Here is an 18577-nt window from a genome sequence, read left to right as displayed (position 1 = left end):
CTTTCTGTGCCTTGCTAAGTACTTCTAGGGAGTCAAATCATCGAGTGAGTCATGAGGGCGTTCATCGTTGTATTCCTTCATCCATTTTTCTGTCAGCTATCGGACTTCGCTCAGGATTTTAAATACATATTGAGTATCTCTGTCCGATAGGTTCGGTTAAATCGTTCAATGTAAGAGTTCTCCGTTGGTTTGTCTGGACGGATAAACTCCAGTCCACTATCCATACGTAGCTTACTTAGCAGTTCTCGTCAGGCAATAATACGCTCTTGTATCCTTATGATTCGTGGAGCTGGCAGATTTTAATCCACTTAAATTGCCAGTATTTCACGGGCATACCAGCGGAATTGTATTCCACCGGTGTCCCCAACGTCTAAGCACTTTAAATAATTTGCCAAACCCGTACGCAGGATAACGTTCTACTGCATTCTGTAATTTCGCTATAACCTCACCATCTCGATGAGAACTTAGTCTATAGCGATAGACTGTGTCGCTTGCCAACTGCACGGCAGGCCATGCGTAAATTGATCTGATATTGTTTGCGAGCGTAATCGACAAGCTCTCGCTTAACCGCTGGCTTTACAGTTTTTTCCAGAATATCTTTAACGATATAGTGCTTGAAACTGGGGTCGGCAACCATTTGTTTGAGCCTCCAATTCTCATCCTCTAGCTCTTTAGTCGTTTTACATCTGGCGCTTCCAGACCGATTTCCAGTTGTAGTATGTCGTATTAGATATTCCGTAGTCACGGCAGATTTCGTTGACCTTTCGACCAGCTTCTACTTCCTTCAGGATCTTTACGATTTGCGTTTCTGTGTAGCGTGATTTTTTCATCATGCGTTCTCCGTTTGTTTGAACGTAAAAGGAAAAACTCTAATTGCTAGCGACCAGTTTTTGGGGGTACATAGGTTCGTTTGAATTTAATGGAGGTGACAGAAACGCTTGATGGAGTTGCGTGTGCATGATTAGCCTTTAGTGCTAATGAGTTTGCCACCTCTGCATTTTTGGAGTCGGTGTATTGTGGAAAAGTAGCTGCTTACTTAGTTAGGAACTTGTTTTTATTGCAATTCTGGTAGTTATATTGCGGTGTTACTGTGTAATTTCATGTAAGTTATTGATAGAAAAAGAAATTTAGTTTCGGTGGCTGGGCTTGTGTAACTGGTGTTACATACCCTTTTGGGTTGAAAATCTTATTGCTGGTCTGCTGCGGAGTGCAAGATGTCCAAGTGGGCGTTTAGATATACACCCTGTAAGAGTCCGTTAATTTGAGTTAGGTCGGGTTAACAGAGGCCAGAAGCTCAGCCTGAAGCGAGGGCTATGGTTCGCCCAAGTTGAATAGTCACTTAGCTGTGAGTTTTTGGATTGAGGTGTCAAGGCTAACTATTTGGCCTTGTTATTTTGATTGTGCATAACTGTTGCTTGTGGTTTGAGCATGGGTTGTTCGATTTCGGTGCTGGTTCAATTTGATATTTTATTGTGGAATGAATTAGTGAATTTGAAGCATTCTATATTAAGGGCAAATAATTTGCTCGTGGCGGCGTTATTACTGACGCCAGCATTTTCCTCCGCTGATAGCGGGGGGCTGAATACCGAGATTGATTGGATAGGATACCAATGGGGGGAGATAGAACATCGTGCTCCATACAAAATCGAGCTTTCCAAAAGTGGCACTCTTCTTGAAGAGTTTTATTGCCACACTTGGCCGAGCTCTTGGAAGGAACAGGCTGTTTGGGCAAAACAGGCCGCCCGTTGCGTTAATCGAAATAGCGGAGAGATCCAGGTAGGAGTGAAGAATGCTGATGGAACCATATCAGAAGTGCGCCATAACAGTGACAACAAGGTATGGGCGCCGGATGTCGGTTATGAATTTGAATTGATTTCTAATGCCTTGGACTTGGTGGAGATTGGTGTCCTTTGGCCCCAGTGGTCCTCCCTGGAAAAGAGGGCACCGATCCAGCTGTTGCTAAGTCGGGGCGGTGTTGAGACTGAGCGGTTTATTTGTGATCTAGACGATAGTGCTTGGAGTGCTCAAACCTTGTGGTCTGAGGCGCTCGCCATCTGCCTCAATGAGCAGAGCGAACTTATGGTATCAGGTCAGCTGGTGTTTGAAACCGGTGAATTTGTTCCTGTTCCAGAGGCGAGTCGAAATCGGGTTCTGGCACCGAGCGCTGATTATCAGTTGAAACTGGAGGAGGCAACGGAACCACCTCCTGAGAAGCCCGTGGGTAGCTTGGCATTGAGTTTACCGGAGGCACCAGTGCCCGAGCTTGAAGGGGAGGTCGTGACTGGACGGGCTGTCAACTCAGTGAACGGCGAAGTTTTTGCGATTGAGGGGGAGTGGGGGTCAACGATCACTCTGAGTGATTTGAATGCAGGCGACTACCAGATACTGATGCATTCGGCTCAAGGTTATGTACCTTATAACAGCCCTGTGGTTTTGACTTTGTCTGAAGAGCAGGACAGTAGTGAGTACGCGCTGACCTACCGTCCACCGGTGGAGGCGGACTTGTTAGAGCCTTTGCCTGGTGTTAGCGTCGAACTTTTCTATGAAGGCCTGTATCAGCCCCGTCAGATGACCATGGGCAACGGGGTCCTCTATGTCGGTTCCAGCGCCATCCCTTTGGATGATGATACTCTTTCTGGTCATCTGTATGCCATCGAGCTAGACGCCGAAACAGGCAAAGCGGGCGATGCCTATGTGGTCGCCACTGGGTTAGAGGAACCTCATGGTGTCGCTTATCGAGACGGTAGCTTGTACTACAGTACCGTTGGCGGGCTTTACCGTATCGAAGACATCGACAGAAGCTACAAAACTCTACCGGCCGCAGAGCGGATTTACACCTATCCTGCGGATAACGGGGAGGGGTTGGAGCCTAGATTCCGAGTCTGGCACCAAAAGCATCCCATCAAATTCAATCCACTTGACCCTTCCGATAACGGCATTTACACCGCTGTAGGGATCCCTTGCAACGTTTGCATTATGCCAGATGAGCTTTACGGTACCCTCTATCGCATCGACTTGGATAGCTTAGAGACCACAGTGATGGCGAAAGGGATCCGTAATTCAGTGGGTTTTGATTGGCACCCGTTAAGTGGCGAGATTTGGTTCTCTGACAACAATCGTCAGGGGATGGATAACCCAGATGAAATTAATCGAATCAGCCAGCGGGGTGAGCACTTCGGCACTCCCTATGTGTTTGGCCGTGACACTATAGGTATTTTGCCGGAGGAGGAAGCGGATCAGGACAGTGTGGATATGCCTTTCGAGGCTATTCTCAGTGACTTGACTATTGCTGAGATTTATCCTGATAACTATGTGGCGACTGCATTCGAGGTGGAAACCAACAGTGCTCCGTTGGGTGTGGTCTTCTGGGATGGATTCCCTAGCAAAGCTAATCAACATCACTTGCTGTTTGCTACTCATGGTAATGGACAAAAGGCAGTGCGTCCGGCGTTGGAGCTGAGGATGCTGACCATTGAGGACTCCACCCGAGTGGCACATGAACGAAGTTTGGTTCAAGGCTGGATGCAGGACATTGACAACGTTGATTCTTACGCCTGTTTGAACAATGCCTGTATTGGTCGCCCGATGGAGTTGTTGCCGATGGCGGACGGTTCGTTGCTGCTGTCGGATGACAAGGCAAATGTGCTGTATCGGATCCGTTATGAGGCGGACGCTGTGAGCGACAGCCGAGTTATTCTGAATGTTCCCCAATTGCCGGATCTGGCATTAGAAAGTGAGCTAATCCATGGCCGCCTGCTCCAACCGAACGGCGAAGAGCGCCGTTTTTACATGGATTGGAACAGCAGCGCTTTGAGTTTTGATGGTATGCCAGCAGGGGAGTATCAGTTGCTGCTCGATACGGTCGCTGGTTGGTATCCGCAACCCGCGGCCCAAAGCTTTACTTTGGAAAGCGACAGTGATCGAGTGAGCTTGGACTGGTCTTACAGCAGTGATACAGACACTGCCACTATGGTGTTACAGGCGCCGGAGCGTCCGTTTGGTTTGGTTTCGGAGGAAACCGAAGTCTCCATCCGACAAGGTAACAATACTCAGAAAGTGACGTTGACCTGGGGCGAGGTAAGGTCTATCAAGCTACCTCCAGGCAGTTATGTGGTGAGCTTTGGTTACGACTACGGCGCCTTGCCGTCACCTTTGGATCGTGCAGTGATCCTAAGGGAGGCGGGTGAGGTCGTCTGGATCGATTGGAACATGCGTATGGTAACGGATGTTGGCGACGTAGTGCTCAATGAGAGCTGTGCCAGCTGTCACGGTGAAGGGAGCTCCGGACTAGCAACAAAGACGATAGCCGAAACCTGGTTCACTGCCGGTTTTGACCAGCTGGTCCAGAAAGTGAAAGCCATGCCGATGTACTGCGATGGGCCTTGTGGTGAGCAGACTGCTCGTACCCTCTGGCAGGAACGGTGGGCCGAGTTTAATCCACCTGAGATTCCGGATGGTGGCGAGCCAGAGCCGGGTGAGATCCCGTCGGCCTCATGGGCATTACTGGATGTCGAGAATAAAGATACTCTGATTGGCCACTTCGATTACTTCACTGATGAGGGCGATTTCAGTGGTCGGGACATTACCAGTGATGATCTGGGAGAATGGATCAGTTTCGATATTCCTTACAGTGAGCTAGAAGATATTACTAGTCTTCTTGTGAAGATTGAGTCTCGGTCAAGCGACGGAGATTCTACTGTGCAACTTTCTAGCAAAGAGTCCGGCTTGGCTCCAAAGCTGGTGCTTACAAATGGTGAGGGTGTGGAAATCAGTGTACAGACCGTTGCTGATGCACATGTGCACAAAAAGAATCCGAATACTAACTTTGGCAATAATGAGAATCTTTACCTCAAATACGTGTCCGGGGGCTCTGAATATAACCGTAAAGCAGCAATTAAATTTGACTTGGTAGACGTCAAACTTGCAGATTTTGATCGAGCTCAGTTGAAACTTCATGTTCGAAACGTTTCGTCGGGGCCATGGAGAAGGCTTCGTATTGCGCGCTTAGAACATAACGACTGGAGTGAAGACAGCGTTACTTGGAACAATTTACCTTCCTATCGTTGGGTGGAGGCTAGGCCTATCCATCCCAAAAACCTGAAGCGGCAGGACATCCAGTATCGCTACCTGCAGCCGGAAGTTAGCCCTTGGCAAACGGTGCTGGAATTGGAGCCAGAGGAACGTAGCTTTGAGTTTTCTCCAGAGTACGGCGGTCAGCTAGAGGTACGTATAGTCAGTGTTGATCAGAATAATGGTGTTACCTACAGCCCAGACGGTTCAGTGGTTGTTGATGGCGTTCCGACTCAGTCGGTCTCTAATGAAGGGCTTGAGTTGTTCTGGGACTTCGACACTCCCAGCCCTTTCAAAGTGGTGGACCGTTCTGGTAACGGGCTTGATTTACCCTTGAATGGTCAGACCTTTATTCAAGATGGGGCGGTGAATGATGCCTTGCGCCCAGGACGTTACAAAATTGCTCGTCGTTTGTCTGAAGAGGAGCAAATGGATCTTGATACGAATGGCATGACCTGGTCGTTCTGGCTCTATTCTGCAGACGGTCTTAACTACCGTCAGCGTTTGTTTAATTACCAAGATTCGAATGGTGGTCTCTTTGCTCACGTGGCAAGTAACCGCAATATGAGGATCGGGACTGGTAGTGGCTCACGTTTTGTTTTGGTTGATAAAATTCCCAATAGAGAATGGGTACACATTACCTATGTGCGCCAACCGAATAATAAGGCTAGGGCATATGTTAATGGTGTCGAGGTCAAGACCGCGAGCCACACTACTCCAGCTACCTTAACTAAGTTGGATTTGAACGAATTTCGCAATAATTCTGCTTTGGACGAATTACGCCTCTACAGCCGTGTGTTGAGCCCAGCAGAGATCTTGTCACTGTATACACGCCCCAATGAATCCGACAAGGATGGTGACGGAAATAATGGAGGTGGCGAAGAGCCTCCAGTGGGGGATATGGATGGTGAGGAGCTTTGGAAGCACTTTAACTGTGCCGCTTGTCATGGTGAAGATGGTAACGGGGATATTCCCATTTTGGATGCGCTGTTTCGGGAAGACATCATCGAGTACTTGATGACCAATATGCCATTGGGCAACCCAGGCCAGTGTGATCGAGAATGTGCCGAAAAACTGTACGAGTGGACGTATAAGGAGTTTATCGGTAACGGTGGTGGCACCCCTCCTTCTGGCGGTAGCGATAGCGGTTTGGATGCCGTAGTGACGAGTTGGGAAGCGCAAAGCTTCTACTACAAAATGACCGAGAATTTGGTTAGCCGTCAGCCCTTCAACGAAGAGGTGGAACAGGTGCGCAATTATGGCGGCAACGCCATTGATACACTACTGACCGACTTACTGGAGGAGGAGAGCTTTTTGTTGCGTGTGGAGGAGGTGTTCAACGACTTGCTTAATGTCCGTGGTACGCCGGATTTACGCAGCGGTGGTCGGAACATTGCGTCCGCCAATGGAGGGCATTTTGAGTGGTTTGAAAACGCCGCCAATGGCAACACTACGCTGAGAAACTACCTCAGAGCTCAGACTGAATTGGCTTTGGGACGGGAGCCTTCGGCATTGATCCGCCACATCATCACTACGGACCAACCGTTCAACAGGATCCTGACTGCCGAGTACACCATGGTGAACTTCTTTTCGGCGTCCTATTACGGGGTGGCGGATCAACTGAGCTTCCGTGAACTTGACAACCCTCAGTATCCAGATTTCCCTTGGGATCCGGAGGATTTTCAACCTGTGAAGCTTACTCATCCGCAGGCTGGGGTATTGACCAATCCGGCGTTTTTGTTGACGTATCCTACCACGGCAACCAACATCAACCGGGCTCGTGCCGCGCACTTCTATGAGAAGTTCCTAGACACCGACATTATGGCCATCGGTGGGGATCGCCCGGGCAGTGATGACCTCGAGGATGATAATGCGACCTTGACCAATCCAGCATGCACCGGTTGCCATGAGGTGATGGATCCGGTTGCCTCGGCGTTTAAGCACTGGATTGGGGAAGATCGCCCTAGCTACAAGGCTAACTTGTCGTCTAGCGATTGGCCGTTGGGAAGACTCTTGCCGGTGGGCTTTAACGGCGAAGAGGCGGGTTATTACCAAGAGAAGCCTCTACTTTGGGTGGTTGAGCGTGCCGCTGAAGATCCCCGTTTTGCGCGGGCTATGGTGAAACATCTATTTATGCCAATCACTGGCCATGAGTTGATCACTGTGGATGAAGTGAATGCCGATGGTTCTTTGGCGGGCGACTACCAGCGTCAGCAGCAAGATTTGAGTAGGCTGGCACAGCGTTTTGAAGCTAGTGGCTACAGTATAAAAGCCCTGATCCGTGAGTTGGTGTTCACTGACTATACGCAGAGGTTCAACCGCTTTGGTGGCAGCCGTTTGATGCTGACTCCGGACATGCTGGATCGCAAGATCACCAGTCTGTTTGGACGGGATTGGCGCTACCGTGGTGGCTATCGTTGGCTGCATCGTGATGCCGAGAAACTCAATCTGATGTATGGCGGGATTGACGATGTCACCACGACCGAGCGTGATTACCGATTGAACGGTGTCAGCGCCGGGATCCAGAATTTCCTAGCGGCGGATCTCTCCTGTCAGATGGTGTCGTTCGAGTTCTCTCAAGCGTCGAATGATCGTTCTATCTTTGGCGATTTTGGTGCCGACGGTTATCGCAAGCATTATGAGCTAGAGGATGGCGAATTGAGCGGAGGGGCTGAATTTGAGACCGTTAGTGCTCAACGATTTACCGGTCGTGGCTATGTTGCGATAACAGACCAAGAACAGTCCATCAGTTTTGATATCAACCTGGAGTATGACGATCTTTATGACTTGAGCATGAGTTACGCTTTTAACGCCTCTAATGACCGCTATGTGGAGTTGTGGATAAACGATGAGTTGATCCAAGAGATACAGCTTCAAAGCACTGGCGGCGGGGCGCGTTGGCAAAATGCTAAGATTGAGCCGCTCTATCTGGAAAAAGGTAGCCATCAGATCCGCCTAGTTAAGGTGGGTAATGATGGTCGCGTAAACTTGGATAACCTGGCCTTCCGCCCCTTGGCCGAAGATGAGCAGCGCACTCGCAAGCTTATCGCCGACCTGATGTGGCGCTTCTATGGCGAGAATGAGGATGTTGAGAGTGACAGGAAAGAGGTAGAGCAGGCCTATCAGCTATTTCGTAATGTGCAGCAGATGGGGCGTACTCTGGTATATAGCGGCGACGTGGATGCTAGGTTGCCGACAGATTGCCGTGCTCACGAACACCTGATGGGCAATGAAGAGCTGTATACTAAAGATCATGTGGATTATGACTCTCACTTTTATACTCGGAGCTGGATCGCTTTGATGATGTATCTGTTGAAAGATCAGCGCTTTTTCTATGAGTAAGACTCTGAGGACAATGAAATGAACAGAAGAAATTTTGTTAAAGGTCTTATGGCCGGCGGAGCTTTGCTCAGCTTAGGTAATTTCCGATTGGCAATGGCGGCAGGTATGAGCGACAGCTATTTCGTTACCGTTATCGCGGCTGGGGGGTGGGACACTACCTCAGTGTGCGACCCCAAAGGAGATATCCGATATAGCGAAAGCCGAGGTGTCATCAATCGATATTCAGTATCGGACATTCGTAAAGTGGGGAACCTTCGTTATGCCCCTATGCTTAACTCGAGTCATACCGGGAAAGATCATATGGACACGTTTTTCAAAGATCATTACCGGGATATCCGTGTTTATAACGGTCTCAATTTTGCCACCAATTCGCATCCCGTCGGGAGGCGCACGGGTAAGTCTGGCAGTGGCAGCTCGGTTCAACCAGATACTGCTGCACTGTTGGCTGCCATGGATCGACAGGGCAAGCCTTTAGCGTACTATTTGGGTTCAGGAAGCACGGTGACTGGGGGCTCTGTGTCCGCTTCCCGTTTAAACGGTGTCTCCACTTTGGAGCGATTGGCGAAGCCCTTTCGCTACTTGCCGAATGAGGTAACTGAAGAGGTGCTGTCTCAGCATAAGATTAGTACCGCTCAGGTGGACGCGGGGCTAAACACTGTGAATGACAGACGAGCGATGCGAGAATACCTCGAAGGTCACGCGGATACGGCTCAGCTTAATAGGCTACTCGATTCGTTGCCTGACAGCGTGTCTTCTGGTGCAAAAGGAGAAGCCGAGATCGCGGCTGCCGCGTTTTCCGCGGGTGTGTCAAATTCCGCTCAGATCCAACTTGGGGGCTTTGATACCCATAACAGTAATGACTCGCGTCAACACAATTCATTGATGAGCTATTTTAATGCAGTGAATCATCTGATTGCTGAATTAGAGCGTCAAGGGGTAGCGGATCGCACCACCATTTTGTTGTGCTCTGATTTTGGCCGGACGCCCTACTACAATAGTCAAAATGGAAAAGACCATTGGAACGTAGGTAGCACAATGGTGTGGAGCCGACGTTTCCCTGGAAACCGGGTGATTGGTGCGACTGATGGCCAAGTTAAGGCGGTCAAGCTCAATCCCGATACCTTGGAACCGGATCCCAATGGGGTCATATTGAGACCGGCCCATCTGCACCTGGCGTTTCGGGACCGATTAGGGTTGCTGGGCACGGATCTGGATGCTCAGTTTCCGTTGAATGTCGAGCTGTTAGACCTGCTTTCCTAAAAAGAATGTATTAATAGGCTTCTCCAAGGAAGGAGGAGCTTATTATTGACTTAACTTTGGTTATGTCGCAAATATAAATTGGGTCGTGGTAGACTCGTGCAACAGGCACACTTAGTTTGCGAGGGATTAGAAGACGTTGTTGCAGGGCTTGTTGCAAAAAAATGATGAGAAGCGAGCCTCGACTATTCACTTTCCATTTCTAGTTAGAAATCACCTTAACATTGAACAAATGATTCATGAAAGCGGAGCGCTTCCGTGCTAAAGCCTTCGGCTCATTCGTTCTCAACCAAAAATCTAGCTGACCTTTATTCAACATTCGTAGTGACTCGAAACCTTGAATCGTTGACCAAGCTCGATGTCGACGTTTGAATCCACCTTCTACGATAATACGCTTTTTGATAGGTGCATGATCAGAACCAATACCATTATTTAAATACTTCACTTGACGTTGTTGAACATCGTGTCGTAATCGACCTTCTTTCTTGAGTTTCGCTGTCGCGTGACCATAAGAAGAAGGTTTATCTGTATTTAAAGTTTTCGGTTGTTTTTCTAGAAGGTAATAACGCAGACAACGTTTAAGGAATTGATAAGCTGAATGGCAATTGCGTTTATGAGAGAAATAAAAATCCAGTGTTTGGCCGTGCTTGTTGATGGCTCGATAAAGGCAAAGCTATTTACCTTTCACTTTGACGTAAGTTTCATCCAGCTGCTAGGAAGAGTCTGCATTAATCATTTGATAACGCCTCATTTTCTTACGAAGTAGTGGCGCAAACTCAATAAACCAACGGTAGATAGTCGAACGATTTACTGAGATCCCCCCGCTCTTGCAGCATATCGCTGAGGTTGGCCTAACTTATTGGAGTAGTGCCGTACCATCGAATGCTCCACAAGATGATTTCTGGAGCAAAGTGTTTCCATTTAAACTCGTTCGTCATTGATTTAACCAATTATTACTACAGACGATGACAGTTTCCGCTTAACGCTGATTTTCTGCAACAAGCATATTTGAACACTGTTGGCCTCCTGATTATACTGGTCCAGTAAAGTCATAAGGAAGTGTAGAAGCGTTTTATGAAGCCGAAACGGCAGTGCCTTTATGTATCACGAATTCCCCCTTACCTACAGGTACCAAGTGGGTTGTGAATCCGTCGAGGTGACAGAAATATTCCATGATAGGCGTCAGCTCTTCCTGGTGGGATATTGCATTGTCGCAAACAATCAAGCCGCCAGGTCTGGTGAGTCTGATAATATTTTCGATAATGCTGGGGTAGATATCGCGCTCTGCATCAAGAAATACCAAGTCAAAAGGCTTTTCCAGGCATGGAATAAGCTGGGTAGCATCTCCTTCCATCAAGGTGATGCGGTCCTCCAGCCCAGCTTGGGCAAAGTTCTCTCTCGCCTCTGCTACTTTTTCCAGATTGTATTCGATTGTGGTAACATGGCCTTGCGTATTCAGAGCCGATGCCAGCCAGATGGTTGAGTAGCCGTTGGATGTGCCGACTTCGAGGATACGGGTGGCGGCGATGGATTTTGCCATGACGCTGAGAAACTCACCGGTACCCTTGGTGATGTTTAGGTATTTCTGCCGCCGCTCAGCTACATGGAGATCGTTCTCTATGCCTTTGGTTTCTAGTTCATTCAGCAGTGCTTTAATATTTGTCATTCATCGCTCGCATACGTTTTTGTCGTTTAGCTAAGGGGGATGATTGCTATATATCCACCCAGCATGAACAGTGAAATAAAAAATAACCGCTGAAACATAACCACAGAAAGCCGCTTTCGGATTCGCCCGCCAATAAACATGCCTGCGATGGCAGGTAGCAGTGCTACAATTGAAAGGGCACTTGACGAGAGAGTCAGCAGGTTCTGGAAGAACAACCCGAGTGCTAATCCAGCGGAAGAAAAAGTGAATAGAATTCCCATTGCTTGCACCAGCTGCTCTTTTGGTAGCTCTGAAGATTGGAGGTAAAAAACCCCAGGTACAGCTGATGACCCAGTCAGACCGGTAAATATGCCGTTACAGGTTCCCATTGCAACGCCGAAGGCTTTTTTCCATTGAGGGGGGATGATAACGCGGAAATTGGATAGACCTGCAATGGCATGCAGGCTAAGTAATACCCCCAGAATTAGAGATATGTAGCTGGGCTCCACTTTTAGTGTTAACCAGCACCCAGCACCGATGGAAAGGGTGGCGGAGAAAAAGAAAGCCCAGTGCTCTTGGAACAGGGTTCTTGCATAGTGTCCAGCCATGGCCTGATAGGCATTGGTGATAAACGCTGGTAAGGCAACTAGAGACATCGCAGGGTGGATTCCAACTACAGTGGTGAGCAGACCCAATACAACGGGTGGCAGGCCAAGACCTACCACGCCTTTGATAACGCCGGCAACTGCAAAGACCAGCATGATGAAGAAGATAATTTCGATGCTGTACCCCATCACGCTACTTAAACCTTTTCGTCGGAATACACAGATTCCACCCCCTTTGCTGCAAAGTACTCCAATGCCATGACGACATCTCTGTTTTCTTCTTCGGTAAGTGCTTCCGGCCTGTTTTTGGCAAACCTGCTAGCGAGCGCTTGGATATCGGCCTTGCGGTTTTCAATGTAAATAGGCGTTTTTGATTCGTGCTTCGGTTTAGCGCTAGGCAGTAGTGCCTGCATGCTTTCCGTATCCTGCTCAAACTCTATATCGAAGCTGCCTAGCTGCATCAGCACGTAGCGGCTTTGTCGCCCATGTTGTTCTCCATTGGCAAACCTGTGTTTCGTACGAGAGGGAATCTGGAAAACGTTGCCCTGGGCAACAGTGTACACCTTTTTTTTTTCGGGTAACTCGATCTGTATCGTACCCTTAGAGCAGAAAATCATGTCTGAAACGGACTGGTGAAAGTGGAAGGGAACCGCCTCATGATCGAGGTTGAACAGGCTGACCCTGATTCCGTTTTCGTAATAGAACTCTTTCATTTCCATTGTTTCTATTCCTTTATCAATTGGAATTCGTTGATGAGGGTTGCTTGGAGGATCTTTGCACAATGCAATATTCCGTCCATGTTTCGGCTAGCCATAATGCTGCTTCAACAAAAGCCGCGGAGAAGTTGCGTTCGTTTTGCCAATAGCGCGTCAATACGCCATAGGAAGATAGGTGGGGGGAGGGGACAGGCTTGCCGGTTGCGGGAGAGCGAGACATCACCACATAGGACTCATCGCTGTCGAGCATAACCCCTCCTGTGGCATAGTGGCCTTCGCGGTTGGCGAGTAGTTCCCCGCGCTCAACCAACGCTGATACCAATCGAGATGGATGCAGGGAAAGCTTGAAATCTTGACCTGATGCCCGGATCACTGCGTCGGCATGCTTGGTTTGCTGTTGCGTTTTCTCATCTGCATGCTCTTCATGCTTGATATCGTATGCGTGTCCGTTGAAACAGGGGTTTTGCGACTCTCCATATCCCATTTTGACAGAATCAAGCACCCCTGCTTCATACAGGGCGATAAGCTTCTCTGCATTCTGCCTCGGAATGGGAACGGCAATGCGAATAAAATGGGTATCGAGATCCCTGTCATAGATCTCTTTTTCAGCTGCATTCAGGTGACGGTAGAATTTCATTCGACGGGCCTTGAGCAATACGGTATGGACTCTATCGTTTACTTCCGGGCAGGCAACGTCGTATCTGAGTTTTTCATAGGCGTTGTTAAAGTCGGGCTTTACAATATTCTGCCAGCCGATTTCCCCTGAGGTTGCCTCCTTCAGCTCTGCATCAACCATTGATAGAATGTCATACAGACCGATTTTTCTTTCTAGGGCACCTTCGAGTTCGCAAAACGTATTCTTGGTGAGATATTTGAAGGTGTAGTCTACGGACTCCCCCCGAACCGCAGGAAAAAAACCACAGCGGCTACCCGCTAGTATCTGGAAGGGAGCTTCATTTTCAGGCAGGGTATAGGCTGTGATGTTGCCGCGGGTGGAGTAGGTAAATGTACCGTTTTCCGCCAATGATAGGATGGCGTCTATACCGCTTGGCCCCATACCTTTCACAAAAACGCGCAAAGGCTGTTCCTGTTGATTTTTAGACCAGTTATTGAAATAGGACTTCAATCTGGAGTAGGGGTAAGGGCTGTCGAGGAAAGTACTGGTTGTATCCGGTGAACGAGTTTCGTCGGGAACCCAGTGACCGGTAGATAATAGCACTTTATCTACCAGGGGTATGATTTTGGTGTGCCCGCTTTCGGCTTCTTCCAGCACAATGTTGAACTTGCTGGATTTTCTAAATCCGTCGATAGCCCTGAAGCCATTCAGCGTTTCGATTTTTACCCCGAACTTGCTGGCTTTGGCCACTGTTTGTTCAAACCGGTCTCGTAAGTAAATGCCGAATAGTGCTCTGGGGTAGAAGGCATCTGGGTCAGGCTCCCATTCTTCCTGGGAAAACACAGGGTGTGTTTCTTTCACCAAGAAGGGGTAATCTCGGAGCAGGCGGAGCCGATTTTCAGCCATCCAGTCACAAAAATCGTTGCTATGCACTGACATCACCCGAGCCTGATTGTTGCAAAGATGGCTGGGAAGTAACTCGGACGGCGCATAGGGTAGTCCAGGGCCATTTACTTTGCGCTCTTCAATGGTAATGATTTCCACTGTGGGGATGGCATTTCTTTTTTCCGTCAGGCTGTTGACGAGATGAAACAAGGCTGCGGTGCCCGAGAAACCAGTACCGACGATACATAGCCTGATGTTGTTTGCGTTTGACATAACAATTCTCTCGAAATAAATATCCCTGTATAGCGCCAGTCTCCCGCGGGATGAATGTACCAAGCACAGTTTTGGTCGCTGAAGTTGGGTTTCTAGTCGGGGTGTTGGCACACTTAGCTACAAGGCTCGCAGGGCCGTCTCAATGCGATCGGCGGCTTGGCTAAGGCAGGAAATGGAACGGCCAGTATTCATGCGAATAAAGTGACGAAGCTGGGGTACCTCTTCAGCAAAATGCATGCCGCCGATTGAGGCGACGTGGGCGCGATCAAGTATAAAGTCTGCGGCGCTATCGTATCCGGCACTTTCTATCTGGCTGCCGTATTCTGAAAGGTCGGAAAAAATGAAAAAGCCGCCTTCCGGAGTAGGAACCCGAACACCAGGAATGGTGTTTAACTTTTCAATGAAATCGCTCAAGTTTGCTCTTGAGTTGATAGCCCTCGCCGTTGCGATTTCATCCATATAATCCTGCATGGCGGCATGCGTTGCGACCTGTGCATAGGTGGATGCAAACGAGTTCAAGTTCACTTGCACCTTTGTCATCAGCGAGAGATGCTCAGACGGGGTGCAGATATACCCAATCCGATCGCCGTGCATTCCGTAGGTTTTTCCTGGGCCAGAGACGAGGGTGGTACAGTCTCTCATCGAGTAGCTGTCGCCTTGCTCCAGTGGAATTGTTATTTGTGAGATAGTATCTGGTCCTTTCAGGATATGTGACTCGTAGGGGCAATCGAACAAGATTTGAATCTGTGGACGGCCTGTTTGTTTGCGGTGTTGGTTGTGCTTGGCGATTACTTCGGCTAGTGCTGTCAACTCATTGTATCTGTAAATTTTACCAGATGGATTCACACAGTCGCTGAGAATAACCATTTTCGTCCGCTCTGTAATGGCAGCATCGAGTGTCTGTGGACTGAGCCCCTTCTCAAAGAAGTCGGTAACCATAATGCCTTTCACTTCCCCCCCATGCAGCTCAATCATGTCTGCATAGTGAGGCCAATTTGGCAGAGGGACGATCACCTCGTCCCCTGGATTAATAAAAGTATGGAAGACCACCGTAATCGCCCCCTTGATGCCACCGGGGGTCACCATAATTTCGTTTTCAGCGGAGTAGTGTATCCCCCGCAGGCGTTGCACCCGCCCACTTATCGACTGGCGCAGGAAGTCGAATCCGGCCACGGGAGCGAATTCATGGAGAGTACGAGGCTGCTCTTTAATAAAGTTGATCACAGCTTGGTCAATCCGGTCGTCAGCCAGATCGTCGAGGGTGCCTATGCTCAGGTCAATCACCTCCTCACCGTTCTTTGCATTTTTGTTGATAGCGGCAATTTTTGCCTTTGTCCCATGTGTGATGGAGTCTCGCAGCTTGAGTGCAGTGTCTGAATAGGCAGTGTTAGACATAAGAGTCCTCCTGCTGGAGGGATGTTGACGGGTCAATCTCCAGTGTTTTGCGGTACATTGCAAGCCACATTGTTTGTTGTATCTTCAGCATTTCTATCGCGCCGTACATAATCTCATTGAGATCTTCCTTTGACTTACAATTGTTGATAGCACATTGGCGTGCATCTTCAGCATGCCGCTCCTCAACACCGTTATCGACATGGGCATTGAAATACACTTCCACTTCTTTTTTGTATCTATCGGCGTCGAGTTTATCCCGGCTCAGGCGGAAAGCCTCTCTAAATGCGGTCAGCATTTTGTCCGCATGGGTTTCTAGCGCCACTGCGACCCCCAGCATCCTAGGGTAGCTGTCCGTGATCAACGCCTGGATGCGTTCGCGGTATGCAAGTGTTTCGGGGAGAATGCACGGACTGCTACTAGCCTGCCGCACGCTGAGTGGGGGGAGGTCAAATTCAACTGAACCAAAAAGGTTAAGTGCATTTTCCATAAATACTTCGTGGCAGTGGGTTTTGTTTCCCATGCCGGTTTCTTCGCTAAGAATGTATGAAAACAAAATCAGCGTATCCATGTCGTTGACTGAAGCAGAGCGTGCACAGACATGAGCGATTCCTTTCACTGTCAACTCTGTGCGATAAAAGAAATTCGCGCGAAAAAGTGCGTAGGTTGCGGGGGTCCATTCCTGTTTGGAAAGATAGTTGAAGTAAGGGTTATCAAATACTTGGTTTGTTTCCAGCTCTTCGAGAAAGTTATCCAGACGTTCAATATGTAGTGTGCTTCCAACTGACATTATTCCGTTCCTTTTTTGAGGTTTACACATTGTGTTCGGCACCGTAGTGCAACTGACTTGGATTAAGAAATATCGATTCACTTCGATAAATGCGTTTCTTATCGCCGGTTGAATGTTGGCAATAGTCTTAGCTTGGCGTACTAAACACTAAATTATACACAGCGCGGCTAACAGCTGAGTGATATAGTAATCCATATCAGATATAGTTTTAAGTTAACGAAAGTTAACAACGTATAGAAGGCTTATTCAAATGAGGAAATATTGAGTTATGCTTGGTGAATCATTTTCATTCTATTATCCGTTTCTGTGTTTATTGCCATTATTATCAGGTTCAAAGCTCATGAGTTAGAATTATATATTCTAAAAAGTTAGTAAGACCCAGTGGTGGCATTTGTATTAAAGCAATTGTTATTATTGCCCTTGGCATTTCTGCAGGTGTTTGTAAGTGGGGTTTGACGGGGTACAGACGGGCTTATAACGTAGTTAAGAATCATTAATTTACCGTTGATATTGAGGATGTTATCATAAGTGCATTGCATATAAATGAGTATGCTTGTAGAGCGATGCTTGGTAAGATGACTGTGTTGAGCAAAAGGTGTTGGGACCGATGAAATCAAAACAGAAAGAGCAGTTTTATCAACACATTGTTGAGGCGTTGGTTGAGTTAGGGACAGAAGAAACCTTGAGTTGTATGGCTCGTTTTATGTTAGCAGTGGCGCATCAGCAAGGTACTAAGTTGGAGCTGTATTGCGACCTGGTTTATATTCATGTTGACTCCAAAGTGACGGCGTTGCGTCATTGAGATTACTCAAATATTTTTTTCAATAGGTCAGGATGTTGAGTTTGATAACCGCGGACATTGAACTGATTTGTCCCGCAGGCATCTATGGCTCTTTTTTTGTTGTAGTTCTCTCGTCTTTTCCGCCTTGCGGCTTCTCGTCCACAATGAGGGCAACCGATGTCTCTGGCCAGAAAGTTATTCGGCAGTACCCGGAATTCTCCATGATGAGGGTAAATGATGGTCACTTGTACGCGGTTGTGCTCGTACTGAATGTTTGAGTAATCATAGAGGTCCCCAAACTTTTCTTTGGCCCTAGCTAAAAATTGTGCCGCTCTTTTTTCCTTGCTCATCATGACGATTTAATACTTCGTCGCTGGATGGAGGAGTAGGTGGGCTTGGAGTGTGTCACTGTTCCATTCTTTCATTTCGGCGATGAACCAGCCATGTTGGTTAATCACATTAATGAGCTCCGGAGCGCGCTCTAGCTGTATCAACATAGACAAGGGGGCAATTTGTGAGTCATCATGGTCAAAATAGTGGTCGATGTGCTCTTCCAATAGGTATAGAATACTTGGCTCCGCTGTTTGACCTTCTTCATATAAGCGGGATTCAATTCGCTCTTCATCGTAGAGATAGACCAGTAACGAATAGAGCTTTTCGGCTCCCGCAATTTTAGTTTGCTTGGCTTTTTCGTTTAGCTCATACAGTTTCATTTCTAAATTACTTCCCTTACTTCTCGCGGTTTGGATCATCAGTCTGATGTCTTTCTTGATATTGGACAAACGTTTATCATTGAGCTTTGGTTTGAGGTATTTCAGTAAAATCTCATTTCGCTTTGTGACGGGAACATAGCGAGAAGAGGTTGAGACTTGAAACAAAAGGTGGAGTAAAGCGCTGCTTATTAAGCTGTGTAGATTTTTATGGTATTCGAAGTCTTTTCTGATTTGCATAGCGTTGATAAGTTTTGTTAAGAGAGATATCAAAGTATATGACTAGGCGCTTAAACGAATATTAGACAAAAAATGACTCTTATTCATACTAGTATGGTTAAAAATTACAATGTTATTGCTACTATTCATGATGTGGATACCTGAACGGTGGATCAGTCAAGATGGAGAGTTAATCAGTGGGGCGATAGTCTGCACACGTTGGTATTGGTCAATAAAGCGAGTAAGGTAGTGATTTAGCATCGGTAGTGAGAGACC

11 protein-coding genes and 2 pseudogenes are annotated in these 18577 nt (G+C 47.8%); 3 read left to right on the top strand and 10 right to left on the bottom strand.

The annotated features are described in order from the left end of the window. Nucleotides 1-24: 24 nt before the first annotated feature. Nucleotides 25-830: pseudogene (locus LY387_RS25515) on the bottom strand (integrase core domain-containing protein). Between the two features lie 598 nt (nucleotides 831-1428). On the opposite strand from LY387_RS25515, the gene LY387_RS25510 reads away from it, so the two are divergent. Continuing rightward, nucleotides 1429-8412 carry a DUF7594 domain-containing protein gene (locus LY387_RS25510; protein WP_234498076.1) on the top strand — a complete coding sequence of 2328 codons (6984 nt, stop codon included), beginning with the start codon at nucleotides 1429-1431 and terminating at the stop codon, nucleotides 8410-8412. Nucleotides 8413-8475: 63 nt separating this feature from the next. Beyond that, complete coding sequence (locus tag LY387_RS25505) at nucleotides 8476-9672, top strand: DUF1501 domain-containing protein (RefSeq protein ID WP_234498075.1); 1197 nt, start codon at nucleotides 8476-8478, stop codon at nucleotides 9670-9672. A gap of 199 nt (nucleotides 9673-9871) precedes the next feature. On the opposite strand, the pseudogene LY387_RS25500 reads toward LY387_RS25505, so the two are convergent. The 7 genes and pseudogenes from LY387_RS25500 to LY387_RS25470 all read right to left on the bottom strand — a co-directional run bounded on the left by LY387_RS25500 (nucleotide 9872) and on the right by LY387_RS25470 (nucleotide 16591). Further along, nucleotides 9872-10607, bottom strand: a pseudogene (locus LY387_RS25500) (IS6 family transposase). Nucleotides 10608-10741: 134 nt separating this feature from the next. Then, nucleotides 10742-11335: an O-methyltransferase gene (locus LY387_RS25495; protein ID WP_234498074.1), complete on the bottom strand. Its 594-nt coding sequence runs from the start codon at nucleotides 11333-11335 to the stop codon at nucleotides 10742-10744. Nucleotides 11336-11361: 26 nt separating this feature from the next. Continuing rightward, nucleotides 11362-12108 (bottom strand): sulfite exporter TauE/SafE family protein, encoded by a 747-nt coding sequence (locus LY387_RS25490; RefSeq protein ID WP_234498073.1) that lies wholly within the window; start codon nucleotides 12106-12108, stop codon nucleotides 11362-11364. Nucleotides 12109-12116: 8 nt separating this feature from the next. Further along, nucleotides 12117-12638 (bottom strand): cupin domain-containing protein, encoded by a 522-nt coding sequence (locus LY387_RS25485; RefSeq protein WP_234498072.1) that lies wholly within the window; start codon nucleotides 12636-12638, stop codon nucleotides 12117-12119. A gap of 16 nt (nucleotides 12639-12654) precedes the next feature. Then, nucleotides 12655-14409, bottom strand: a complete 1755-nt coding sequence (locus tag LY387_RS25480; RefSeq protein ID WP_234498071.1) for an FAD/NAD(P)-binding protein — start codon at nucleotides 14407-14409, stop codon at nucleotides 12655-12657. A gap of 117 nt (nucleotides 14410-14526) precedes the next feature. Next, nucleotides 14527-15804, bottom strand: coding sequence for a pyridoxal phosphate-dependent aminotransferase (locus LY387_RS25475; RefSeq protein ID WP_234498070.1), 1278 nt, complete (start codon nucleotides 15802-15804; stop codon nucleotides 14527-14529). After that, the gene (locus tag LY387_RS25470) at nucleotides 15797-16591 is read right to left on the bottom strand and encodes an iron-containing redox enzyme family protein (RefSeq protein WP_234498069.1); all 795 of its coding nucleotides are present in this window, start codon (nucleotides 16589-16591) and stop codon (nucleotides 15797-15799) included. Before LY387_RS25470 ends, LY387_RS25475 begins: the two co-directional genes overlap by 8 nt. A gap of 607 nt (nucleotides 16592-17198) precedes the next feature. On the opposite strand from LY387_RS25470, the gene LY387_RS25465 reads away from it, so the two are divergent. Next, nucleotides 17199-17393 carry a hypothetical protein gene (locus LY387_RS25465; protein WP_234498067.1) on the top strand — a complete coding sequence of 65 codons (195 nt, stop codon included), beginning with the start codon at nucleotides 17199-17201 and terminating at the stop codon, nucleotides 17391-17393. A gap of 2 nt (nucleotides 17394-17395) precedes the next feature. Here LY387_RS25465 and LY387_RS25460 read toward each other — a convergent pair whose 3' ends face one another. Together LY387_RS25460 and LY387_RS25455 are read right to left on the bottom strand one after the other, a co-directional pair. Then, on the bottom strand, nucleotides 17396-17725 hold the full coding sequence (locus LY387_RS25460; protein ID WP_234498066.1) for a DUF723 domain-containing protein: 330 nt from the start codon (nucleotides 17723-17725) through the stop codon (nucleotides 17396-17398). Between the two features lie 6 nt (nucleotides 17726-17731). Continuing rightward, nucleotides 17732-18322: a DUF2913 family protein gene (locus LY387_RS25455; protein WP_234498065.1), complete on the bottom strand. Its 591-nt coding sequence runs from the start codon at nucleotides 18320-18322 to the stop codon at nucleotides 17732-17734. Nucleotides 18323-18577: the final 255 nt, after the last annotated feature.

This window comes from Vibrio maritimus (assembly GCF_021441885.1).
GTDB classification, from domain to species: domain Bacteria; phylum Pseudomonadota; class Gammaproteobacteria; order Enterobacterales; family Vibrionaceae; genus Vibrio; species Vibrio maritimus_B.
The sequence above is the reverse complement of the archived record's forward strand: the minus strand, read 5'-3'. Positions and strand labels throughout refer to the sequence as shown.

Coding starts and splice junctions, on each gene's coding strand:
- LY387_RS25510 (WP_234498076.1), top strand. CDS start 1,429: ATGGGTTGTTCGATTTCGGTGCTGGTTCAATTTGATATTTTATTGTGG.
- LY387_RS25495 (WP_234498074.1), bottom strand. CDS start 11,335: ATGACAAATATTAAAGCACTGCTGAATGAACTAGAAACCAAAGGCATA.
- LY387_RS25490 (WP_234498073.1), bottom strand. CDS start 12,108: ATGGGGTACAGCATCGAAATTATCTTCTTCATCATGCTGGTCTTTGCA.
- LY387_RS25485 (WP_234498072.1), bottom strand. CDS start 12,638: ATGGAAATGAAAGAGTTCTATTACGAAAACGGAATCAGGGTCAGCCTG.
- LY387_RS25480 (WP_234498071.1), bottom strand. CDS start 14,409: ATGTCAAACGCAAACAACATCAGGCTATGTATCGTCGGTACTGGTTTC.
- LY387_RS25475 (WP_234498070.1), bottom strand. CDS start 15,804: ATGTCTAACACTGCCTATTCAGACACTGCACTCAAGCTGCGAGACTCC.
- LY387_RS25470 (WP_234498069.1), bottom strand. CDS start 16,591: ATGTCAGTTGGAAGCACACTACATATTGAACGTCTGGATAACTTTCTC.
- LY387_RS25465 (WP_234498067.1), top strand. CDS start 17,199: ATGAAATCAAAACAGAAAGAGCAGTTTTATCAACACATTGTTGAGGCG.
- LY387_RS25460 (WP_234498066.1), bottom strand. CDS start 17,725: ATGATGAGCAAGGAAAAAAGAGCGGCACAATTTTTAGCTAGGGCCAAA.
- LY387_RS25455 (WP_234498065.1), bottom strand. CDS start 18,322: ATGCAAATCAGAAAAGACTTCGAATACCATAAAAATCTACACAGCTTA.